The sequence below is a fragment of the gamma proteobacterium symbiont of Lampromicra miyakona genome (assembly GCF_059730895.1).
The window spans coordinates 3,266,080-3,288,360 of sequence record NZ_AP035932.1; the positions used below are offsets into that span (position 1 = coordinate 3,266,080).

Below are 22,281 nucleotides of genomic sequence, written 5' to 3' on the forward strand. Positions count from 1 at the left end.
GTCGCCATTGATGGCGACCTTCAATCTCCACACCGCCCTCACCGCGCATCGCGCACCCGCGCCGCCAGCACCAGCGCCACCACCGCCATCACTAACGCCAGCCAGTACACCGACTCATGACCAAAGCGCTCACTCAGTATCCCCTGGATCAGGCCGGCGATAATCAACCCGGTTGAAATCGAGGTGGTGAACATGGTGGTCGCCGCACCGGCGCGCCCCGGCATCAAATCCTGAAACCACAGCATGCCAATACCGGCGATGATGCCGATAAACGCGGCGTTAAACAGCTGCAGCACCATCAGCGCGGTTTGAGAACGGAACAGCACCAGCCCGAGATAAAACACAATCGCCGCTACCAGCGCCAGCAGCATCAGCTTGCGCTTGCCGTAGCGCTTCGCGTAATGGCCGGCCAGCAGCATGATCGGAATCTCCAGCCCGGCGGCGGTGCCCATCAGCAGACCCGCCAGCTTCTCCGGCAGGCCAAGGGTTGCGCTGATATACAGCGGCATATCAATGATATACATGGTATTACACGCCCACATCACCACCGAGGCGATAAACAGCAGCCGCACCTGGCTGTCTTTCCACGGGCTGAGCTGCATCAGCACCTGCTCCGGCGTGGCGGCGATGCGCGGCACCGAGGGCAGCGTGCGCCAGATCAGCAGCATACTCAGCAGAAAAATCACCGCCGCCACGCAGAATAGCGTGACGAAGCCGTAGTTGAGCGCCAGCGCGAACGACAGCGGCGGCCCAATCACCCACGCCAGCGACAGCTGCGCGCGCATCACCGAACTGAACATCACTACTTCACGCGCCGACTGATCGGCATATTCACGCGCCAGCGCGAAGATCTGCGGAATCGCCACGCTGGCCAGCGCCGACAGCAGCACGCCGAGGGTGATGAGCGTCAGATAGTGACGGTTAAAGGCAAACAGTAGCGCGTTGGCCACCGCCATCAGGCAGCAAAACAGGATCAGATGACGGCGATCGCCACGGTTATCCGAACGCTTCGCCATCAGCAGGCTGATCACAATCCCGGCGACGGCGTTGATGGTAAAGAACAGGCCGACCCAGAACGGCCGCACCTGCACCTCACGCGTCAAAAACAGGCTGAGCGTCGGCGCCTGTAACGCCCCCGCCACGCCGACCATAAACGACACCGCCATAAAGGAGAGGTAAACCGGATTCAGGCGGCGCGGCCGCGGTAACAGCGATTTCATGCAGAAATCCCTTTGAGGAAAAAGACCGGGAAAAAAACAGCGTAGAAGATTCCACAGCAAAACGAAAAAAGCCAGCAGAGAAAAACTCCGCTGGCGGTGAAATTGCACCCTACTCAGAAAAGGTTCCACGTCGGCGGAACCGCTGGCAGAGCGCCATTCATTGCTGAATGCCTCCCGCTCTTCCATTGCCCGCCAGTATGCCTCTAATATGGGGCAGGAAAAACTGAGCGAAGTCGAGAAGGAGTTCCCCTTTTATGTCCTCTGCGCGTCTGCAACAGCAATTCATTCGCCTGTGGCAACACTGTCAGGGCCAGGATCAGGAAACCACGCTGAGCGAGCTGGCCGAACTGCTGCACTGCTCACGCCGCCACATGCGTAACCTGATGAACGCCATGCAGGCGGCGGGCTGGCTGATCTGGCAGGCTGAAGCCGGCCGCGGTAAACGCTCGCTGCTGAGCTTCTGCTACACCGGACTGGCGCTACAGCAGCAGCGCGCCGAAGACCTGCTGGAGCAGGATCGCATCGACCAGCTGGTGCAACTGGTGGGCGATAAAAACCAGGTGCGGCAGATGATTGCCGCGCACCTTGGCCGCAGCTTTCGCCAGGGTAAGCATATTCTGCGCGTGCTCTACTACCGGCCCCTGCCTAACCTGTTGCCCGGCTCGCCGCTGCGCCGTTCAGAAACCCATCTGGCGCGACAGATATTCAGCGGCCTGACGCGTATAAATGAGGAAAAGGGGGAAATCGCCGCCGATATCGCCCATCACTGGCAGCAAACCTCTCCGCTGCACTGGCGCTTCTTCCTGCGGCCGGCAATCCGCTTTCATCATGGTCGCGAGCTGGAGATGGAGGATGTCATCGCCTCGCTGGACCGGGTGCGCAGCCAGCCGCTGTTTTCGCATATCGACCAACTGCACTCGCCGGCGCCGTGGACGCTGGATATCCATCTCAGCCAGCCGGACTGCTGGCTGCCGTGGCTGCTGGCCAGCGTCAGCGCCATGATTCTGCCGCGTGAGTGGCCGACGCTGCGCCACTTCGCCCGTCAGCCTATTGGCACCGGTCCGTACAGCGTGGTGCGCAATCAGCAAACCCAGCTGAAAATCGCCGCGTTTGATGACTACTTCGGCTACCGCGCGCTGATTGATGATGTCTCGATCTGGGTGCTGCCGGAGATCAGCGATGAGCTGGTCTACGCCGGTGTAAAACTGGAAGGCGAAAACGACGACGAAAAATCGGAAGAGAGTCGCCTCGAAGAGGGCTGCTATTTTCTGCTGTTCGATCAGCGCTCTGAACGCGGGCGCGATGCCGGTTTCCGCCGCTGGGTGAGCGATCTGCTTAATCCTATCGCGCTGCTTAATCATGCCGGCGTCGGCTATCAGCGCTACTGGTTCCCGGCTTATGGCCTGCTGCCGCGCTGGCACCATCGGCGCGATATCACCCCAGCCCACAAGCCCGGCGGCGTGACCCAGCTGACGCTCAGCTGGTACAGCCACCATGTCGAACACGAGGGCATCGCCAATGCGCTGCGGCCGCTGCTGGCGCAGCAGGGCGTCGAGCTGATTACCCGCGAAGTGAGCTACGAAAGCTGGTTCGACGGCGCGGGCGAGAGTGACATCTGGCTGGGCAGCGTCAATTTTACCCTGCCGCTCGACTACGCCCTGTTCGCTCAGCTCTACGAGCTACCGCTGATGCATCACTGTATCCCGCTGGACTGGCAGGCCGACGCCGCGCGCTGGCGTGAGAAAGCGCTGCCGCTGGCGGAGTGGAGCAAACAGCTGGTAAACAGCGACTATCTGCATCCGCTGTTTCATCACTGGCTGCTGCTGGAGGGCCAGCGCAGCATGCGTGGCGTGCGGCTGAACACGCTCGGCTGGTTTGACTTCAAGTCCGCCTGGTTCGCCCCGCCGGAGCTGTAAAAAGGGCAGCATCAGACAACACGACCGGCAGGTGAACCTTTCGCGTTGTCCTGTAAATGTCTAGAATATGTCGTTCTCAACGGGGTGCCGGTTAACTGGCTGAGAGAGACCCGTCGAACCTGATCCGGCTCGTACCGGCGTAGGGATTTGAGATGCTCCGCCCTCAGATCCTTTGCGACGCAACCTTACCTTCTCCTTAAGGAACGCAAAGTGTTAAATAAAGTTCTGCCCCTGTTGCTGCTGATCGCTGCGCCGGCTCTGGCGGCCAAACCCGTCCTCACCGTGTATACCTACGACTCGTTCGCCGCCGACTGGGGCCCCGGTCCGGCAGTGAAAAAAGCCTTTGAGGCCCGGTGCGGCTGTGAGCTGAACTATGTGGCGCTGGAGGATGGCGTATCGCTGCTTAATCGCCTGCGTATGGAAGGAAAGAACAGCAAGGCCGACGTGGTGCTGGGGCTGGACAATAACCTGATTCAGGCGGCGGAAAAAACCGGCCTGTTCAGCAAAAGCACGGTGGATACCCGTGCACTGCAGCTGCCGGACGGCTGGCACAATGACACTTTTATCCCGTTTGATTACGGCTACTTCGCGTTCGTTTACGACAAAAACAAGCTGAAGAATCCGCCGCACAGCCTGAAGGAGCTGGTCGAAAGCCCGGAAAAATGGCGGGTGATTTATGAAGATCCGCGTACCAGCACGCCGGGGCTCGGTCTGCTGCTGTGGATGCAGAAAGTGTACGGCGATGACGCGCCGGCGGCCTGGCAGAAGCTGGCCAGCAAAACCGTGACCGTCACCAAAGGCTGGAGCGAAGCTTATGGTCTGTTCCTCAAAGGCGAAAGCGATCTGGTGCTGAGCTACACCACCTCGCCGGCTTACCACATTATTGAAGAGAAAAAGGATAACTACGCCGCCGCGCCGTTCAGCGAAGGTCACTATCTGCAGGTAGAAGTGGGCGCGCAGCTCGCCAGCAGCAAACAGCCGCAGCTGGCGCAGCAATTCATGCAGTTTATGGTGTCGCCAGCGTTTCAGAGCACCATTCCCACCGGCAACTGGATGTATCCGGTGATCAAAAGCGATTTACCCGCCGGTTATCAGGCGTTGCCGGTGCCTGCTAATGCGCTGCAATACACCCCGACAGAGGTGGCTGACCATCGCGCGGCGTGGATTAGCGCGTGGCAGCGCGCCGTCAGCCGCTGATGCCCGGCTGGCTGCTGCCCGGAGCGCTTAGCGCACTGCTATTGTGTGCGGTCGCGCTGCTGGCGCTCGGTGCCCTGCTGCTTGCCGCGCCGGCCACTGACTGGCGCGCGCTGCTCAGCGATAGCTATCTGCACCATGTGCTGGCGTTCTCCTTTGAACAGGCGCTGCTGTCAGCGCTGCTTTCGGTGCTGCCAGCCATTCTGCTGGCCCGCGCGCTCTATCGCCGCCGTTTTACCGGCCGCACCCTGCTGCTGCGCCTGTGCGCCATGACGCTGGTGCTGCCGGTGCTGGTCGCCGTATTCGGTCTGCTGAGCGTCTATGGGCGCAGCGGCTGGCTGGCGCAGCTGTGTGCCAAAGTCGGTATCGATTATCACTTCTCGCCCTATGGCCTGCAGGGTATTTTGCTGGCGCACGTGTTCTTTAATCTGCCGCTGGCGACGCGCATGCTGCTGCAGGCGCTGGAGAGCATTCCCGGCGAGCAGCGCCAGCTGGCGGCGCAGCTCGGTCTGCGCGGCTGGCCGCTGTTTCGCCTGCTGGAGTGGCCGTGGCTGCGCCGTCCGCTGCTGCCAACGGCGGCGCTGATCTTTATGCTGTGCTTCGCCAGTTTTGCCACCGTGCTGGCACTGGGCGGCGGTCCGCAGGCCACCACGCTGGAGCTGGCCATTTATCAGGCGCTTAGCTTTGATTACGATCCCGGCCGCGCCGCGCTGCTGGCATTACTGCAGCTCGGCTGCTGTCTGCTGCTGGTGCTGCTCAGCCAGCGCTTCAGTAAAGCGATTCCGGCCGGTAGCCAGACGGTGCGCGGCTGGCGCGATCCGCAGGATTCCTGGCACGCACGCGTCGCGGATACGCTGCTGATTACGCTGGCGCTGCTGTTACTGCTGCCACCGCTGGCGGCGGTGCTGGTCGACGGCTTACGCGGCGGCATTGCCGGCGCGCTGCAACAGCCCGCGCTGTGGCAGGCCACGTGGACGTCGCTGCGTATCGCACTCGGTGCCGGTGTGCTGTGCGTGCTGCTGACCATGATGCTGCTGTGGAGCAGTCGCGAACTGCGCCAGCGTCAGCAGCGCTTCGCCGCGCAGGCCATGGAACTCAGCGGAATGCTGATTCTGGCGATGCCGGGCATCGTGCTGGCAAGCGGGTTCTTTCTGCTGTTCAACGCCACCGTTGGCCTGCCGCAGCGCGCCGATGCGCTGGTGATCTTCACCAACGCGCTGATCGCCATCCCCTACGCGATGAAAGTGCTGGAAAATCCGATGCGCGACCTCAGCGCGCGCTACGCTCAGCTGTGCGCCTCGCTGGGTATTAGCGGGTTTACTCGCCTGCGGCTGATTGAACTGCGGGCGCTGAAACGTCCGCTGGCACAGGCGCTGGCCTTTGCCTGCGTGCTGTCGATTGGCGATTTCGGCGTGGTGGCGCTGTTCGGCAGCGCCGATTTCCGCACCCTGCCGTTTTATCTGTTCCAGCAGATTGGCGCCTATCGCGGTGCCGATGGCGCGGTGACCGCGCTGCTACTGCTGCTGTTATGCCTGCTGCTGTTTACGCTGATGGAAAAATTACCGGGTCGCCATGCTGACACTGAATAACCTTACTTATCTCTACCAGCATCTGCCGATGCGCTTCAGCTTTAGCGCACAGGCCGGTGAACGTCTCGCCATTCTCGGCCCGAGCGGCGCGGGCAAAAGTACCCTGCTGAGCCTGCTCGGCGGCTTTCTGCCGGTGAGCCAGGGCAGCCTGCTGATCGATGGCGTCGACCACACCCGCAGCGTGCCTGCCGCGCGGCCGGTATCGATGCTGTTTCAGGAGAACAATCTGTTTCCGCACCTGACGGTGCAGCAAAATCTGGGGCTGGGCCTGCATCCCGGCCTGAAGCTGACGCGCCAACAGCAGAAGCAGGTAGAGCAGATTGCGGCGCAAACCGGGCTGGAATCGATGCTGACGCGTCTGCCCGGCCAGCTCTCCGGCGGCCAGCGGCAGCGTGTGGCGCTGGCGCGCTGCCTGCTGCGCAATCAGCCGGTACTGCTGCTGGACGAACCGTTTTCGGCACTCGATCCGGCGCTGCGCAGCGAGATGTTACAGCTGGTGCGCGCGGTGTGCGAGGCGCGCACTATCACGCTGCTGATGGTGTCGCACAGTCTGGAGGATGCGCAGCAGATTGCGTCACGCAGCCTGGTGATTGTTGACGGTCGGGTATACTGGGATGGCAGCACCGCCAGCCTGCTGCGCGGTGAAAGCCCGGCGGCCGCCATCCTTGGCGTCCAGCCGCGTTAAGCGAAGAACACTTTCCACAGCAGCTGCAGGAAAATTGGCATCATCGGGTGGAACAATAGCGCAATAAAGGCACCCACGCCGATGAGCGCCATTAGCGGAGCCAGCCAGCGCAGCCGCGCCTGCGGCAGATAAGGCGTAGCCCAGTCGACGCTTTTGCCGCTGCGCCACCAGCGCCACAGCAGCCAGCCGCCGATCCACAGCAGCAGCGCCACCGCCAGCAGCAGCCATTTGAAGCTGTCGCCCTGCGCCGCCTGCGGCACGTCGATCGCCACGCCCGCCAGAATGCCCGGCATCAGGTAGGCCGGCGGCCACAGGATGCAGCCGATAATGTTCGGCGGCAGGAATTTACGCACCGGCAGCTCCAGCATGCCGGCCGCCAGCGGAATCAGCGGACGCGTCGGTCCGACAAAGCGCCCCACGAGGATGGTAAACATGCTGTGCTGATGCAGCGCGTGCTCGGTTTTATCCAGCAGCCCTTTGTATTTTTGCAGGTATTTCCAGCGGTGCAGCGGTCCCTGGAATTTCCAGCCAATGCCGTACGACACCCAGTCGCCAATCAGACAGCCGGCCAGCCCGGCGGCCCACGCCGGATAGAGCCCGATTTGTCCGCTGCCCACCAGCGCGCCGAGGCTGGCCATCAGGACCGTTCCCGGCAGCAGCAGGCCGACAAACGCCAGCGACTCAAGAAAGGTCACCAGCGCCACGGCAATCAGCGCGTACTCCAGCGATTGCGTAAACAGGTGTTGGATCCAGGCTTCCATAACTATCCTCTGCGGAATATAGAGGCTGGATTGTCCTGAGACAGCCCCACAGCGTCAAGCAATTCCCCGCGCTGCCGCACGCCCGCGCCGCACAGACGACGGCACCACCGCAGTACACTGTATAAACATCCATGATATACTGAAATGAATTCATTCTCCGGAGTTAACGTGACCGAACCGCGCGCAGGATTTTTGCTGACTCGCCACTGGCGGGATACCCCGACCGGCAGCGAAGTGGTGCTGTGGCTGGCCACCGACCAGGGCCCGCAGCGCCTGGTGCTGCCTGCGCAGGAGTCAGTGGCGTTTATTCCCCGGGAGTTCCAGGCGCAAACCGAAGCGCTGATTCGCGACGAGCGCCATACGCGCCTGCAACCGCTGGATCTGAAAGATTTTCGTCGCCGACCGGTGCTGGGACTCTATTGCCGCAGCCACCGACAGCTGCAAAGCATTGAAAAACGCCTGCGTGAAAACGGCATTGCGGTGTATGAAGCAGATATCCGCCCGCCGGAACGCTACCTGATGGAGCGCTTTATCACGGCGCCGGTGTGGTTCAGCGGCGAGCCGCGCGGCGACAGCCTCGTCAACGCGCGCCTCAAGCCGCATCCCGATTACCGTCCGCAGCTGAAATGGGTGTCGCTCGACATCGAAACCACCGAGCACGGCGAGCTCTACTGCATCGGGCTGGAGGGCTGCGGCCAGCGCCAGGTCTATATGCTCGGCCCGCCGAACGGTGATGCCAGCCAGCTGGATTTTGAGCTGATTTACCTCGACAGCCGGCCACAGCTGCTGGAGCAGCTTAACGCCTGGTTCGCCCGTCACGATCCCGATGTCATCATCGGCTGGAACGTGGTGCAGTTCGACCTGCGCGTGCTGCAAAAACATGCCGACCGCTACGGTATTCCGCTGCGTCTTGGCCGTCAGCAGCAGCCGCTGGAGTGGCGCGAGCACGGCTTTAAGCCCGGCGTGTTCTTCGCTCAGGCCAGCGGCCGGCTGGTGATTGACGGTATCGAGGCGCTGAAATCGGCGTTCTGGGACTTCGCCTCATTCAGCCTTGAAGCGGTGTCGCGCGAGCTGCTGGGCGAAGGCAAAGCCATCAACAATCCGTGGCAGCGCATGGAAGAGATCAACTGGCGCTTTGCCCACGACAAACCGGCGCTGGCCACCTACAATCTGAAGGATTGCGAGCTGGTTACGCGTATTTTCCAGCACACCGCCATCATGCCGTTTTTGCTGGAGCGCGCCACCGTCAATGGCCTGGCGGTGGATCGCCACGGCGGATCGGTGGCGGCGTTCAGCCACCTGTATATTCCGCGAATGCACCGCGCCGGCTTTGTCGCGCCCAATCTCGGCGAAGTGGCACCGGAAGCCAGCCCTGGCGGCTACGTGATGGATTCGCGCCCCGGACTGTATGATTCGGTGCTGGTGCTGGATTATAAAAGCCTCTATCCGTCGATCATCCGCACCTTTCTGATCGATCCAGTCGGGCTGGTCGAAGGCCTGGCGCATCCGGACGACGCCGATTCGGTTCCCGGTTTTCGCCACGCGCGCTTTTCGCGCCGCACCCACTGTTTACCGGCGATTGTCGGGCAGATCTGGCAGGGGCGCGAGGCCGCCAAACGTGACGGCAACCAGCCGCTGTCGCAGGCGCTGAAGATCATCATGAACGCTTTTTATGGCGTACTTGGCACCAGCGCCTGTCGCTTTTTCGATCCGCGCCTTGCTTCGTCGATTACCCTGCGCGGCCACGCCATCATGCAGCAAACGCGTGAGCTGATTGAAGCCGAAGGTTTTGACGTGATTTACGGTGACACCGATTCTACTTTTGTCTGGCTGAAAAGCGCCCACAGCGAAGCCGATGCCGCCGCGATCGGCCAGCGGCTGGCCGGGCACGTGAATCGCTGGTGGCAACAGCATCTGCAGCAGACTTACGGTCTCGACAGCGCGCTGGAGCTGGAGTACGAAACCCACTTCAGCCGCTTCCTGATGCCAACCATTCGCGGCGCCGAACAGGGCAGTAAAAAGCGCTATGCCGGACTGATTCGCCGCGACGGCGACGAGCGGCTGGTGTTTAAAGGGCTGGAGTCGGTGCGCACCGACTGGACGCCGCTGGCACAGCAGTTCCAGCAGACGCTGTATGGCCGCATCTTCCGCGGTGAACCCTGGCAGGATTACATTCGCGACACCGTAGCACAGCTGCTGGCCGGCGAGCTGGACGATCTGCTGGTGTATAAAAAGCGCCTGCGCCGGCCGCTGAAAGATTACGAACGCAACGTGCCGCCCCACGTGCGTGCCGCGCGCCTCGCCGATGAACATAACCGTAAACTGCAGCGTCCGCTGCAGTATCAGAACGGCGGATCGATCCGCTACGTCATGGCCACCGCCGGGCCGGAGCCGCTGGAAGCGCGCAGCACGCCGCTGGATTACGATCACTACGTCAGCAAACAGCTACAGCCGATCGCCGAGGGGATTTTACCGTTTGTCGGCGATGACTTTGCTACACTGATCACCGGGCAACTGGGGCTTTTTTGACAGGTGACGAATGCCCTGCCATCCAGTACCATAGCGCCCTTCCTGATTCTCACCGCGTGCACCAGCTGACCAGATAACTGTCTGGCGGTGGGGTATTGTCTGAGAGCAGGCGAACGTCTTTCTATCTTTTAGAGAATCGAGCAAAAAATATATGGTTTTTACACTGGGTCAACGCTGGATTAGTGATACGGAAAGTGAGCTGGGACTGGGGACAGTCGTGGCGCTGGATACGCGCATGGTCACACTGATGTTTCCCGCCACCGGCGAAAACCGCCTCTATGCCCGTAATGATTCTCCGGTCACCCGCGTGATTTTTAATCCGGGTGATACCGTCACCAGCCACGAAGGCTGGCAGATGCAGGTTGATGAAGTCCGCAACGAAAACGATTTAGTGACTTACATCGGCACGCGTCTTGATACCGACGAAAGCAACGTGGTGCTGCGCGAAGTGATGCTCGACAGCAAACTGGTGTTCAGCAAACCACAGGATCGCCTGTTTGCCGGCCAGCTGGACCGCATGGATCGCTTTGCCCTGCGCTTCCGCGCACGCAAATACCAGAGCGAACAGTATCGCCTGCCGATTAGCGGCCTGCGCGGTATGCGCACCAACCTGATTCCGCATCAGCTGCACATCGCACATGACGTCGGTCGCCGTCACGCGCCGCGCGTGCTGCTGGCCGATGAAGTCGGCCTCGGTAAAACCATTGAAGCCGGGATGATTATTCAGCAGCAGCTGCTGGCCGGACGCGCCGAGCGCGTGCTGATCGTGGTGCCGGAAACCCTGCAGCACCAGTGGCTGGTGGAAATGCTGCGCCGCTTCAACCTGCGCTTTGCCCTGTTTGACGACGATCGCTACACCGAAGCGCAGCACGACAGCGACAACCCATTTGATACCGAGCAGCTGATTATCTGCTCGCTGGATTTTGTCCGCCGCAACAAACAGCGGCTGGAGCTGCTGGCCGAAGCTGACTGGGACCTGCTGGTGGTCGACGAAGCGCACCATCTGGCGTGGAGCGAAGCCGCGCCGAGCCGCGAATATCAGGTTATCGAACAGCTGGCGGAAAAGACCGCCGGCGTGCTGCTGCTGACCGCGACGCCGGAACAGCTCGGCATGGAGAGCCACTTTGCCCGTCTGCGTCTGCTGGACCCGAATCGTTTCCACGATTTCGCGCAGTTCGTGGCCGAGCAGCAGCACTACCGCCCGGTGGCTGACGCCGTCAGTACGCTGCTGGCCGATCACGCCATCAGCAAAGACGAGATGAACCTGATCAACGATCTGGTCGGCGAGCAGGACATCGAGCCGCTGCTGCAGGTGGCGAACAGCGATCGCGACGGCAAAGACGACGCGCGTAAAGAGCTGATTTCGATGCTGATGGATCGCCACGGCACCAGCCGCGTGCTGTTCCGTAACACGCGTAACGGCGTGAAGGGTTTCCCGAAACGCGAACTGCATCAGATTCGCCTGCCGCTGCCGGCGCAGTATCAGACGGCGATTAAAGTCTCCGGCATTATGGCGGCGCGCAAAACGGTGGAAGAGCGCGCGCGCGACATGCTGTATCCGGAGCAGATTTATCAGGAATTTGAAGGCGACAGCGGCACCTGGTGGAACTTCGACCCGCGCGTTGAGTGGCTGATGGGCTACCTCACCAGCAACCGTAAAGAGAAAGTGCTGGTGATTTGCGCTAAAGCGGCCACTGCGCTGCAGCTGGAGCAGGTGCTGCGCGAGCGCGAAGGCATCCGCGCCGCGGTGTTCCATGAAGGACTATCGATTATCGAACGCGACCGCGCGGCCGCCTTCTTCGCTTCGCAGGAAGATGGCGCCCAGGTGCTGCTGTGTTCGGAGATCGGCTCGGAAGGGCGTAACTTCCAGTTCGCCAACCGGCTGGTGATGTTCGATTTACCGTTTAACCCGGATCTGCTCGAGCAGCGTATCGGCCGTCTCGATCGTATCGGCCAGCTGCATGACATCCAGATTCTGGTGCCATGGCTGGAGAAAACCGCCCAGGCGGTGCTGCTGCGCTGGTACCACGAAGGGCTGGACGCGTTTGAGCACACCTGCCCGACTGGCCGCACCATCTACGACAGCGCCTACCCGCAGCTGATTGAGTATCTGGCCGCACCGGACAACCCGCAGGGGCTGGACGACTTTATCGCCCAGAGCCGCAAACAGCACGACACGCTGAAGGCGCAGCTGGAGCAGGGGCGCGACCGTCTGCTGGAGCTGAACTCGAACGGCGGCGAAGCCGCGCAGGCGCTGGCTGATGCCATCGGCGAGCAGGATAACGACACCGAGCTGGTGAACTTTGCGCTCAACCTGTTTGATATCGTCGGTATCAACCAGGAAGATCGCAGCGATAACCTGATCGTCCTGACGCCGTCGGACCACATGCTGGTGCCGGATTTCCCCGGCCTGCCGGAAGATGGCTGCACCGTAACCTTTAATCGTAACCAGGCGCTGTCACGCGAAGATACCCAGTTCATTACCTGGGAACATCCGCTGATTCGCAACGGCCTCGACCTGATTCTCTCCGGCGATACCGGCAGCTGTGCGCTGTCGCTGCTGAAGAACAAGGCGCTGCCGGTCGGCACGCTGCTGGTAGAGATGATCTATGTGGTCGAAGCACAGGCGCCGAAGCACCTGCAGCTTACCCGCTTCCTGCCGCCCACGCCGGTCCGCCTGCTGATGGATCGCGCCGGAAATAATCTCGCCGGCAAGGTGGAGTTCGAAAGCTTTAACCGTCAGCTCAACGCAGTCAATCGCCATACCGGCAGCAAGCTGGTGAACGCGGTGCAGCAGGATGTGCATCACATCCTGACGCAGGCGGAAAAAGTCATCGTGCCGGAAGCGCAGGCGCTGATTGCGGCGGCCAAAGCCGAAGCCGATGAGAAGCTGAGCGCCGAGCTGTCGCGCCTTGAAGCGCTGAAAGCGGTCAACCCCAACATCCGTGATGATGAGGTTGATGCGCTGGAGAGCAACCGCGAGCAGGTGCTGGCCAGCCTCGGTGAGGCCGGCTGGCGGCTGGATGCGCTGCGTCTGATCGTTGTGACACACCAATAATCGCTGAGGCCGCGCTGAATCATGCTGATGGAACCCTACAATCCGCCGCTCGACCCCTGGCTGCATATTCTGTATCAGGACGAGCACATCATGGTGGTTAACAAGCCGAGCGGTTTGCTGTCGGTGCCTGGCCGCCTTGAGGAGCACAAGGACAGCGTGATGACGCGCATCCAGCGTGATTTTCCGCAGGCGGAGTCGGTGCACCGGCTCGATATGGCCACCAGCGGTGTGATTGTGGTGGCGCTGACCAAGGCGGCCGAGCGCGAGCTGAAGCGGCAGTTTCGCGAGCGCGAGCCCGCGAAGCAGTACGTGGCGCGCGTCTGGGGACATCCGGCGGCGGAACAGGGCATGATCGATCTGCCGCTGATTTGCGACTGGCCTAACCGGCCGAAGCAGATGGTGAGTGTGGAGCTGGGTAAGCCGGCGCAGACGGAGTATCAGGTGCTGGCGTATGACACCGATAACAGCGCGCGGGTGCAGCTGAAGCCGATCACCGGCCGTTCACACCAGCTGCGCGTGCATCTGCTGGCGCTGGGGCATCCGATTCTCGGCGATCGCTTCTATGCCCATCCCGAGGCGTTAGCCATGGCGCCACGCCTGCAGCTGCACGCCGAATCGCTGACCATTACCCATCCGGCGTTTGGCAACAGCATGACGTTTCGCCAGCCGGCTGATTTTTAAGGGGCCGCCGCCCCTTATTTAAAGCCCTTCTCTTTGCGAATCAGGTCGTACGCGGCCTGAATCTCCTGCGCTTTCTGCTTCGCCATCTCCATCATCTCCGGCGGCAGACCTTTCGCCACCAGCTTATCCGGATGGTGCTCGGCCATCAGCTTGCGGTAAGCGCGCTTGATGGTGGTGCTGTCGTCGCTGCTTTTCACCCCCAGCACGCTGCAGGCATCTTCCAGCGTAGGGCCACGTTTCGCCTGCTGATAAGCGCCGCCGCCATACGACGAACCGCCACCAAACTGCTGACCGCCCTCCATCATGCGCAGGAACTGATCGAACTGCGCGCGGGAAATCCCCAGCTCTTCCGCGATAACGTACAGCACCTGACGCTCGTTGGGATGTAGCGAACCATCAGCAAACGCCGCCTGGATTTGAATTTCCAGAAACATCCGAATCAGGTCGAAACGGCCAAAGCAGGCGCTGCGCAGCTCGCGCAGTTTGTTACGTAACGGATATTCGCTCTGCTTACCTTCACGAAACGCACGCTGCGCTGCGGTACGCGCCTCGCCATGCAGCTGCATGCGGTCCATAAATAAAGAGGCAATCTGGATATCCGCTTCGGTGACGCGCCCTTTCGACTTGGTCAGATGGCCCATCACCTGGAACGTGGTGCTGAAGAACAGCGTCTGACGCGCCTGATTATTGGCGAAGTAGCCCTGTCCTTTTACGCTGCGCACTTTGTCAAACAGATGACCAATGATCAGACCCAGTACGATGCCCCAAAAGCCTGCTCCGGAAAGTAAGCCGAGAGCCAGACCAATAACTTTTCCCCAGTAGCGCATAAACTCCTCAATTCGCCATGCTTGCGGCTGAAAATTGCATTATCATACCTGTCATTTATCTCCGCGCCTAACGGCAACGCAGGCAGAGCAGGATTAACACTGGCGCAACGCCGGGCGGTACGTTAGTCTCTGTCCGGATTGTCGGCATGATGCCAGTTTTCATGGAATTATCGAAACCGCGTATGAAAAAACGTATACCTACCCTGCTGGCTACCATGATTGGTGCAGCGCTTTATAGTCAGCATGCACTGGCCGACGATCTGATGTCGCAGTGTATGCTGGGCGTGCCGAGCTACAACCGTCCGCTGGTCAGTGGCGACGCGAATTCGCTGCCGGTAACCATCAACTCTGACTCAGCAAAAGGGAACTATCCGAACGACGCGGTGTTCACCGGTAATGTTGATGTGCAGCAGGGGAACAGCCGTCTGGTTGCCGACGAGATGCAGCTGCATCAGCGTCAGCAGGACGGACAAACGACGCCGGTGCGTACCGTCGATGCGCTGGGTAATGTGCACTATGACGACAACCAGGTCATCCTGAAAGGTCCGAAAGCCTGGTCCAATCTGAACACCAAAGACACCAACGTGTGGAACGGTAATTATCAGATGGTCGGCCGTCAGGGTCGCGGTGATGCTGACCAGATGAAACTGCGCGGTAATAACCGCTATACCATTCTGGAAAACGGCAGCTTTACCTCCTGTCTGCCGGGTTCCAACAGCTGGAGCGTGGTCGGTTCGGAAGTGATTCAGGACCGTGAAGAAGAAGTGGCGGAGATCTGGAATGCGCGCTTCAAGCTCGGCAACGTGCCGGTGTTTTACAGCCCGTATCTGCAGCTGCCGATTGGCGACCGCCGCCGCTCCGGCTTCCTGATCCCCAACGCGAAATACGGCAGCAACAACGGCTTCGAATTCATGCTGCCGTACTACTGGAACATCGCGCCTCAGGCCGATGCCACTATTACGCCGCACTACATGAGCAAGCGCGGTCTGCAGCTGCAGAACGAGTTTCGCTACCTGACGCAGTTTGGTGCCGGCCTGTTAGAGCTGGACTATCTGCCGTCTGACAATCAGTACAACAAAGATAAAGCCGCGCGACCGTCGGTGCAGAACGACAGCAACGACGACCGCTGGCTGTTCTACTGGCGTCACTCCGGCGTCTACGATCAGCACTGGCGCTTCAACGCCGACTACACCAAAGTCAGCGATCCTTATTACTTCAACGATCTTGATTCGAAGTACTACAGCTCGACTGACGGCTACGCCACGCAGAAATTCAGCGTAGGCTACGCTGACACCAACTGGGATGCGACGCTGTCCAGCAAAGACTTCCAGGTGTTTGGTAATACCAGCAGCCAGAACGTGTATCGGGCCATGCCGCAGCTGGATGTCAATCTGTACCAGAACGATATCGGGCCGTTTGACGGTCGCATCTATGCGCAGGCGGTGAAGTTCACTAACGTCAGTAACCGAATGCCGGAAGCGACACGTTTGCACATCGAGCCAACGCTCAACCTGCCGCTGTCCAACGGCTGGGCCAGCCTGGATACCGAGGCAAAGCTGCTGGCGACGCATTACCAGCAGGATAACGTTAACTACTACAACGAAAATATCGATACCACCCGCACCAATCAGCTGAAAGAGTCGGTCAACCGCACCCTGCCGCAGTTCAAGGTAGATGGTCGCCTGGTATTTGACCGCAATATGGACTGGGCCGAAGGCTACACCCAGACGCTGGAACCGCGCGTGCAGTACCTGTATATCCCGTACCGCAACCAGAGCAACATCTATCCGTACGACTCCACGCTGCTGCAGACCGACTACACCGGCCTGTTCCGCGATCGCACCTACAGCGGCCTCGATCGTATCGCCTCGTCTAACGAAGTGGCGACCGGCGTGACCACGCGTATTTATGATAACGATCTGGTTGAACGTTTTAACGTTTCCGTGGGTCAAATCTACTCGTTTACCCCGTCTCGTACCGGCGTAAACCAGACGAATAAAGAAGATGATACCGGTAGCCTGGTGTGGGCGGGTGATACTTACTGGAAAGTCAGCGATCGCTGGGGCGTGCGCGGTGGCTTGCAATACGATACGCGGCTGGACAACGTTTCCCAGGGCAATGCCATTGTGGAATATCGTCGTGATGCCGACCGTATGGTGCAGCTGAGCTACCGCTACAGCAGCCCGGAGTATGTGGCGCAGGCGTTGAATAACCCCAGCTATGTCACTAACCCGATCTACAAAAACGGTATCTCGCAGGTGGGCGCCACGGCCAGCTGGCCGATTGCCGATGCCTGGTCGCTGGTGGGGGGTTACTACTATGACACCCGTAACAGCCGTCCGGCCGAGCAGCTAGTCGGTCTGCAGTACAGCTCCTGCTGCTACGCCATTCGTCTGGGTTACGAACGCAAGATCAACGGTTGGGAAAACAACGACAGCAAGTATGACAACCAAATCTCATTCAACATTGAGTTGCGTGGTCTGAGTTCTAACTATGGCTTAGGCACCAATGAAATGCTGCGTCAGGGCATCATCCCTTATCAGCGCGCTTTCTGATGTTGTGATATTTGACAGGCTATCCCGCAGTGCGGAAACAACAATGGATAAAGTATGAAGAACTGGAGAATGCTGATTCTTGGTGTGGCGATCACCGCTAACACTGCGTTCGCAGCCCCACAGATGGTCGATAAAGTTGCCGCAGTCGTGAACAACGGCGTGGTGCTGGAAAGTGACGTAGACAACATGCTGCGCACGGTGAAGTCACAGGCGCAGCAGGCTGGTCAGCAGCTACCGGATGACAAAACCCTGCGTCATCAGATCCTTGAACGCCAGGTCATGGACGCCATCATTCTGCAGATGGGCGAAAAAGCCGGTCTGCAGGTGAGCGATCAGCAACTGGATCAGGCGATTCAGAACATCGCCGCGCAGAACCGCATGAGCGTTGATCAGCTGCGCAGCCGTCTGGCCTATGACGGGATGAACTACAACGATTATCGCGCGCAGATCCGCAAAGAGATGCTGATCTCTGAAGTGCGTAACAATGAAGTGCGTCGTCGCGTCACCATTCTGCCGCAGGAAGTGGATACGCTGGCTAAGCAGATTGGCTCGCAGAATACCCAGGGCACCGAACTTAACATCAGTCAGATTCTGCTGCCGCTGCCGGAAAATCCAACTCAGCAGCAGGTTGACGACCAGGAAGCGCTGGCGCGTCAGCTGGTGGGTGAACTGAAAGGTGGTGCCGATTTCGGTAAACTGGCCGTGACCTACTCTGCCGATCCGCAGGCGCTGAAAGGCGGCAACATGGGCTGGGGCAAAATTGAAGAGCTGCCAACGCTATTCTCGCAGGCGCTGAGCAGCGCGAAGAAAGGCGACATCGTCGGCCCAATCCGCTCTGGCGTTGGCTTCCATATCCTGAAAGTGAACGATCTGCGCGGCGAGAGCAAAAACATTTCGGTCACCGAAGTGCATGCCCGCCACATTCTGCTGAAGCCGTCACCGATCCTTACCGACGATCAGGCACGTCAGAAGATTGAACAGATTGCCGCAGACATCAAGAGTGGCAAAACCACCTTCGCCGCTGCCGCGAAACAATTCTCCGACGATCCGGGTTCCGCGAACCAGGGCGGCGACCTCGGCTGGGCGTCACCGGAAATCTACGATCCGGCGTTCCGTGATGCGCTGCTGAAGCTGCAGAAAGGCCAGGTCAGTGCGCCGGTGCACTCCTCCTTCGGCTGGCACCTGATTCAGCTGCTGGATACCCGTCAGGTGGATAAAACCGATGCCGCGCAGAAAGAGCGCGCGTACCGTCTGCTGTTCAACCGTAAGTTTGCCGAAGAAGCGCAAACCTGGATGCAGGAACAGCGCGCCAGTGCTTACGTGAAGATTCTGGATGGCAATGGTCAGTAATTATCGTGTGGCGATCACGCCCGGCGAACCCGCCGGGATTGGTCCCGATCTCGCCGTTGCGCTGGCTCAGCGTGACTGGCCGGTTGAGCTGGTGGTGTGCGCAGACGGCGACGTGCTGCGCCAGCGCGCGGCTCAACTGGGTTTGCCGCTGACGCTGCGTGACTATCAGCCCGGCGTGGCACCGCAGCCGCAGCAGGCCGGTACGCTGACGCTGCTGCCCATCGCGACGGCGCAGCCGGTGACCGCCGGCGAACTGACGGTCGCCAACGGTCATTACGTACTGGAGACGCTGGCCCGCGCCTGCGACGGCTGCCTCAGCGGCGAGTTTGCCGCGCTGGTGACCGGTCCGGTGCACAAAGGCGTGATCAATGACGCCGGCATCCCCTTCACCGGCCACACCGAGTTCTTTGCTGAGCGCGCCGGTGGCAATCGCGTGGTGATGATGCTGGCGACCGAAGCGTTGCGCGTGGCGCTGGCCACCACGCATCTGCCGCTGAAAGATGTCGCGGACGCCATCACCCGTGACAGTCTGCATGAAGTGATCACCATCCTGCATCAGGATTTGCAGCGTAAGTTTGGCATTCCGCAGCCGCATATCTTTGTCTGCGGGCTCAACCCGCATGCTGGCGAAAGCGGTCATATGGGCCGGGAAGAGATCGATACCATCATTCCGGCGCTCGACGAACTGCGCCAGCAGGGCCTGCAGCTCACTGGTCCGTTACCGGCCGATACGCTGTTTCAGCCGAAATATCTGCAGCACGCTGATGCGGTACTGGCGATGTATCACGACCAGGGCCTGCCGGTGCTAAAATTTCAGGGATTTGGTCGCGCGGTGAATATCACCCTCGGCCTGCCATTTATCCGTACCTCTGTTGACCACGGCACCGCGCTGGAACTCGCCGGTCTGGGCAGTGCAGAGCCGGGCAGCTTTATTACGGCGCTTAACCTCGCCATCACTATGATCAAGAGCAGTAATGAATAATCGCGTCCATCAGGGGCACTACGCCCGTAAACGTTTCGGGCAGAACTTCCTGAACGATCAGTACATTATCGACAGCATCGTCTCCGCTATTCATCCGCAAAAGGGTGAAGCCATGGTGGAGATTGGCCCAGGGCTGGGTGCGTTAACCGAGCCGGTGGGCGAGCGTCTTGATGCGCTGACTGTCGTCGAGCTGGACCGCGACCTTGCCGCGCGTTTGCAGACGCACCCGTTCCTCGGTCCTAAGCTGACGATTTATCAGCAGGATGCGATGACCTTCGACTTCTCTGCGCTGTCAAAGGAGCAGGGTCAGCCGCTGCGCGTGTTCGGCAACCTGCCGTACAACATCTCGACGCCGCTGATGTTCCACCTTTTCAGCTATACTGGTTCGATTAAAGATATGCACTTCATGCTGCAGAAAGAGGTGGTTAACCGTCTGGTAGCCGGCCCGGGCAGCAAAGCTTACGGGCGTCTCAGCGTGATGGCGCAATATTATTGTCAGGTGATTCCGGTGCTGGAAGTGCCACCACAATCGTTCACCCCGCCACCGAAAGTGGATTCGGCGGTAGTGCGTCTGGTGCCCTTTACCCAGCCACCGTATCCGGTCAGCGATGTGCGTTTACTGAGCCGTATCACCACCGAAGCGTTTGGTCAGCGACGCAAAACCCTGCGTAACAGCCTGGGACACCTGTTCACGGCCGGTGCGCTGGATGAACTCAACATCGACGCCTCGCTGCGGGCAGAAAATGTCACCGTGGCGCAGTATTGCCAGCTGGCAAACTGGCTGGGCAATCATCAGGCTGAATCTGCGGAGAACTGAGTGCATGAGTGAACTGGCCCGCGTTTGTGTTCAGGTACTGAGTCAGTATGTGGAATCGCAATCCTCTCCCGATGAGGATCGTTACGTGTTTGCCTACACCATCACTATTCGTAATCTCGGGCGCAACAGCGTGCAGCTGCGCAGCCGCTACTGGCTGATCACCAATGGCAACGGGCGCGAGACCGAAGTGCACGGTGAAGGCGTGGTCGGTGAGCAGCCGCATATCACGCCCGGCAATGAGTTTCAGTACACCAGCGGTGCGGTTCTGGAAACGCCGATGGGCACCATGCAGGGACACTATGTGATGATCGACGAAGAGGGCGAGACCTTCCACGTGGAGATTCCGGTGTTCCGCCTCGCGGTGCAAACCCACATTCACTAATTCCTCCTCCGCCCGGCCAGTCCGGGCGGCGCGTTTTCATCGGACTGACTTAATGAGTACATACCTGATTGGCGATATTCACGGCTGTTATGACGAATTACGTGCGCTGCTGGCGCAGGTCAATTTCGATGCGCAGCAGGACGAGCTCTGGCTGACCGGCGACCTGGTGGCGCGCGGTCCGGGTTCGCTTGAGGTACTGCGCTACGTCAAGTCGCTCGGAGACTGTGTGCGCATGGTGCTGGGCAATCATGACCTGCATTTGCTGGCAGTGTATGCCGGTATCAGCCGTAACAAGCCCAAGGATCGCCTGACGCCCCTGCTGGAAGCGGACGATGCCGACGAGCTGATTAACTGGCTGCGTCGCCAGCCGCTGCTGCAGGTGGATGAAGAGAAAAAGCTGCTGATGGCGCATGCTGGCATTACGCCGCAGTGGGATCTGGAGACGGCACAGCAGTGCGCGCGCGAAGTTGAGGCGGTCTTATCCAGCGACAGCTATCCGCTGTTTCTCGATGCCATGTATGGCGACATGCCCAACAACTGGACACCGGAGCTGAGCGGACTGGCGCGCCTGCGTTTCAGCACCAATGCGCTGACGCGCATGCGCTTCTGTTTCCCCAATGGTCAGCTCGACATGATCTGCAAAGAGGCGCCCGCCTCAGCGCCGCCGCCGCTGAAACCGTGGTTCCAGGTGCCCGGCAAAATCAGCAGCGATTATACGCAAATCTTTGGTCACTGGGCTTCGCTGGAAGGAAAAGGCACGCCAGAGCATGTGATCGGGCTCGACACCGGCTGCTGCTGGGGCGGAACGCTGACCCTGCTGCACTGGGAGAGCGGCCAGTATTACACCCAGGTCTCGAACCGTGATCAGGCCATGGCGGAAAGCGCGGTGAATGCACCCTCCCCCCTGAGCGATATGCAGTAAACAAAAAGCCCCGCGATGTTAGCGGGGCTTTTTTTCGGTCGCCATAAATGGCGACCCTACAAAGACAATCTGTACCGTGACAGCCATCAACCTGATATCGCACAGGTTTATCGCGTCATAAACAGCGATTAATCCCTGTCGTTGTAGGGTGCGCATTCATGCGCACCTGGCAGTCATATTGCACCGTTTTTACAGGCTGCGCATTCATGCGCACCTGGCCACAATCAACGGCGGCGATCCAGAATCTCAAAGCAGTAACTGTGCGAATTCTGCGCATCGGCATCGTGGAACTCACTGAACGTCGACTGCCACTCGTCCGGCTCATAATCCGGGAACTGGGTGTCGCCTTCCACTTCCGCATCGATATGCGTCAGATAGAGACGATCGGCGCGCGCCAGCATCTGCGCGTAAATCCGGCCACCGCCAATCACCATGATCTCTTCTGCCTCACCTGCTGCGGCAATCGCTTCTTCCGGCGACGTCACCCAGGTCACGCCGTCATGGTTGCCGGGCTGGCTGCTGACCACAATATTCAGGCGTCCCGGTAACGGGCGACCAATCGATTCAAAGGTCAGACGGCCCATAATCACCGGTTTGTTCAGCGTGTTGCGCTTGAACCACGCGAGGTCGGCAGGCAGGTGCCATGGCATGGCGTTTTCCATGCCAATAATACGATCTGCTGCCAGTGCCGCGATCAAACTAATCATGTTAAAAGACCTACAGGAAAAAAATTGGCGCAATGATACGTAAAGGTGAAACTTTCGTCGATAGGACGACCGTGCTATTTACGTAAAGCCCGCTTGGCTCGGCGTT

General features: G+C 59.9%; 17 protein-coding genes and 1 riboswitch. Of the genes, 13 read left to right on the forward strand and 4 right to left on the reverse strand.

Translation table 11 applies throughout. The features are described 5' to 3' along the window. Window positions 1–38: 38 nt before the first annotated feature. Window positions 39–1,220, reverse strand: a complete 1,182-nt coding sequence (locus AC6I8P_RS15365) for an MFS transporter (RefSeq protein WP_021507575.1) — start codon at window positions 1,218–1,220, stop codon at window positions 39–41. A gap of 254 nt (window positions 1,221–1,474) precedes the next feature. Between AC6I8P_RS15365 and sgrR the strand changes: the two genes are divergently transcribed. The 4 genes from sgrR to thiQ all read left to right on the forward strand — a co-directional run bounded on the left by sgrR (window position 1,475) and on the right by thiQ (window position 6,604). Further along, window positions 1,475–3,136: an HTH-type transcriptional regulator SgrR gene (sgrR, locus tag AC6I8P_RS15370; RefSeq protein ID WP_498030716.1), complete on the forward strand. Its 1,662-nt coding sequence runs from the start codon at window positions 1,475–1,477 to the stop codon at window positions 3,134–3,136. Between the two features lie 70 nt (window positions 3,137–3,206). Further along, a riboswitch (TPP riboswitch) is annotated at window positions 3,207–3,300 on the forward strand. A 46-nt stretch (window positions 3,301–3,346) separates the two neighbouring features. Next, entirely contained in the window at window positions 3,347–4,333 is a 987-nt protein-coding gene (thiB, locus tag AC6I8P_RS15375) for a thiamine ABC transporter substrate binding subunit (RefSeq protein WP_104188104.1), read from the forward strand. Then, a complete protein-coding gene (thiP, locus tag AC6I8P_RS15380) occupies window positions 4,309–5,919 on the forward strand; it encodes a thiamine/thiamine pyrophosphate ABC transporter permease ThiP (protein WP_498030717.1) in 1,611 nt (536 codons plus the stop codon). Before thiB ends, thiP begins: the two co-directional genes overlap by 25 nt. Next, entirely contained in the window at window positions 5,903–6,604 is a 702-nt protein-coding gene (gene thiQ / locus AC6I8P_RS15385) for a thiamine ABC transporter ATP-binding protein ThiQ (protein WP_498030718.1), read from the forward strand. Before thiP ends, thiQ begins: the two co-directional genes overlap by 17 nt. Here the strand turns inward: thiQ and AC6I8P_RS15390 are convergent. Further along, window positions 6,601–7,365: a DedA family protein gene (locus AC6I8P_RS15390; protein WP_058759640.1), complete on the reverse strand. Its 765-nt coding sequence runs from the start codon at window positions 7,363–7,365 to the stop codon at window positions 6,601–6,603. The genes thiQ and AC6I8P_RS15390 overlap by 4 nt on opposite strands. A gap of 168 nt (window positions 7,366–7,533) precedes the next feature. Here AC6I8P_RS15390 and polB point away from each other — a divergent pair, with 168 nt between their 5' ends. From polB to rluA, 3 genes are all read left to right on the forward strand, one after another. Beyond that, complete coding sequence (gene polB, locus AC6I8P_RS15395) at window positions 7,534–9,894, forward strand: DNA polymerase II (protein WP_088517914.1); 2,361 nt, start codon at window positions 7,534–7,536, stop codon at window positions 9,892–9,894. 151 nt (window positions 9,895–10,045) lie between these two features. Continuing rightward, entirely contained in the window at window positions 10,046–12,952 is a 2,907-nt protein-coding gene (gene rapA / locus AC6I8P_RS15400; protein WP_498030719.1) for an RNA polymerase-associated protein RapA, read from the forward strand. A gap of 21 nt (window positions 12,953–12,973) precedes the next feature. After that, a complete protein-coding gene (rluA, locus tag AC6I8P_RS15405) occupies window positions 12,974–13,633 on the forward strand; it encodes a bifunctional tRNA pseudouridine(32) synthase/23S rRNA pseudouridine(746) synthase RluA (protein ID WP_275026376.1) in 660 nt (219 codons plus the stop codon). A gap of 14 nt (window positions 13,634–13,647) precedes the next feature. Here rluA and djlA read toward each other — a convergent pair whose 3' ends face one another. Then, a complete protein-coding gene (gene djlA, locus AC6I8P_RS15410) occupies window positions 13,648–14,460 on the reverse strand; it encodes a co-chaperone DjlA (protein ID WP_021312869.1) in 813 nt (270 codons plus the stop codon). A gap of 182 nt (window positions 14,461–14,642) precedes the next feature. On the opposite strand from djlA, the gene lptD reads away from it, so the two are divergent. Genes lptD through apaH form a run of 6 tightly spaced genes read left to right on the forward strand, consistent with a single transcriptional unit; the run spans window position 14,643 to window position 21,468 of the window. After that, window positions 14,643–17,015: an LPS assembly protein LptD gene (gene lptD / locus AC6I8P_RS15415; RefSeq protein ID WP_230857095.1), complete on the forward strand. Its 2,373-nt coding sequence runs from the start codon at window positions 14,643–14,645 to the stop codon at window positions 17,013–17,015. A gap of 54 nt (window positions 17,016–17,069) precedes the next feature. Next, window positions 17,070–18,365: a peptidylprolyl isomerase SurA gene (surA, locus tag AC6I8P_RS15420; protein ID WP_031279707.1), complete on the forward strand. Its 1,296-nt coding sequence runs from the start codon at window positions 17,070–17,072 to the stop codon at window positions 18,363–18,365. After that, the gene (gene pdxA / locus AC6I8P_RS15425) at window positions 18,355–19,347 is read left to right on the forward strand and encodes a 4-hydroxythreonine-4-phosphate dehydrogenase PdxA (RefSeq protein ID WP_498030720.1); all 993 of its coding nucleotides are present in this window, start codon (window positions 18,355–18,357) and stop codon (window positions 19,345–19,347) included. Before surA ends, pdxA begins: the two co-directional genes overlap by 11 nt. Next, on the forward strand, window positions 19,340–20,164 hold the full coding sequence (gene rsmA / locus AC6I8P_RS15430; RefSeq protein WP_021507587.1) for a 16S rRNA (adenine(1518)-N(6)/adenine(1519)-N(6))-dimethyltransferase RsmA: 825 nt from the start codon (window positions 19,340–19,342) through the stop codon (window positions 20,162–20,164). Before pdxA ends, rsmA begins: the two co-directional genes overlap by 8 nt. 4 nt (window positions 20,165–20,168) lie before the next feature. Further along, window positions 20,169–20,546: a Co2+/Mg2+ efflux facilitator ApaG/CorD gene (apaG, locus tag AC6I8P_RS15435; protein ID WP_481657845.1), complete on the forward strand. Its 378-nt coding sequence runs from the start codon at window positions 20,169–20,171 to the stop codon at window positions 20,544–20,546. Between the two features lie 52 nt (window positions 20,547–20,598). Then, entirely contained in the window at window positions 20,599–21,468 is an 870-nt protein-coding gene (apaH, locus tag AC6I8P_RS15440) for a bis(5'-nucleosyl)-tetraphosphatase (symmetrical) ApaH (protein WP_166719835.1), read from the forward strand. A 224-nt stretch (window positions 21,469–21,692) separates the two neighbouring features. Here the strand turns inward: apaH and folA are convergent, their stop codons facing one another. Then, window positions 21,693–22,175: a type 3 dihydrofolate reductase gene (gene folA, locus AC6I8P_RS15445; RefSeq protein WP_031279709.1), complete on the reverse strand. Its 483-nt coding sequence runs from the start codon at window positions 22,173–22,175 to the stop codon at window positions 21,693–21,695. Window positions 22,176–22,281: the final 106 nt, after the last annotated feature.

Bases quoted from the DNA above. Each gene is read 5' to 3' on its own strand.
- AC6I8P_RS15390 (WP_058759640.1), bottom strand. From the start codon at position 7,365: ATGGAAGCCTGGATCCAACACCTGTTTACGCAATCGCTGGAGTACGCG.
- rapA (WP_498030719.1), top strand. From the start codon at position 10,046: ATGGTTTTTACACTGGGTCAACGCTGGATTAGTGATACGGAAAGTGAG.
- sgrR (WP_498030716.1), top strand. From the start codon at position 1,475: ATGTCCTCTGCGCGTCTGCAACAGCAATTCATTCGCCTGTGGCAACAC.
- rsmA (WP_021507587.1), top strand. From the start codon at position 19,340: ATGAATAATCGCGTCCATCAGGGGCACTACGCCCGTAAACGTTTCGGG.
- pdxA (WP_498030720.1), top strand. From the start codon at position 18,355: ATGGTCAGTAATTATCGTGTGGCGATCACGCCCGGCGAACCCGCCGGG.
- lptD (WP_230857095.1), top strand. From the start codon at position 14,643: ATGAAAAAACGTATACCTACCCTGCTGGCTACCATGATTGGTGCAGCG.
- djlA (WP_021312869.1), bottom strand. From the start codon at position 14,460: ATGCGCTACTGGGGAAAAGTTATTGGTCTGGCTCTCGGCTTACTTTCC.
- surA (WP_031279707.1), top strand. From the start codon at position 17,070: ATGAAGAACTGGAGAATGCTGATTCTTGGTGTGGCGATCACCGCTAAC.
- apaG (WP_481657845.1), top strand. From the start codon at position 20,169: ATGAGTGAACTGGCCCGCGTTTGTGTTCAGGTACTGAGTCAGTATGTG.
- AC6I8P_RS15365 (WP_021507575.1), bottom strand. From the start codon at position 1,220: ATGAAATCGCTGTTACCGCGGCCGCGCCGCCTGAATCCGGTTTACCTC.
- folA (WP_031279709.1), bottom strand. From the start codon at position 22,175: ATGATTAGTTTGATCGCGGCACTGGCAGCAGATCGTATTATTGGCATG.
- apaH (WP_166719835.1), top strand. From the start codon at position 20,599: ATGAGTACATACCTGATTGGCGATATTCACGGCTGTTATGACGAATTA.
- thiQ (WP_498030718.1), top strand. From the start codon at position 5,903: ATGCTGACACTGAATAACCTTACTTATCTCTACCAGCATCTGCCGATG.
- rluA (WP_275026376.1), top strand. From the start codon at position 12,974: ATGCTGATGGAACCCTACAATCCGCCGCTCGACCCCTGGCTGCATATT.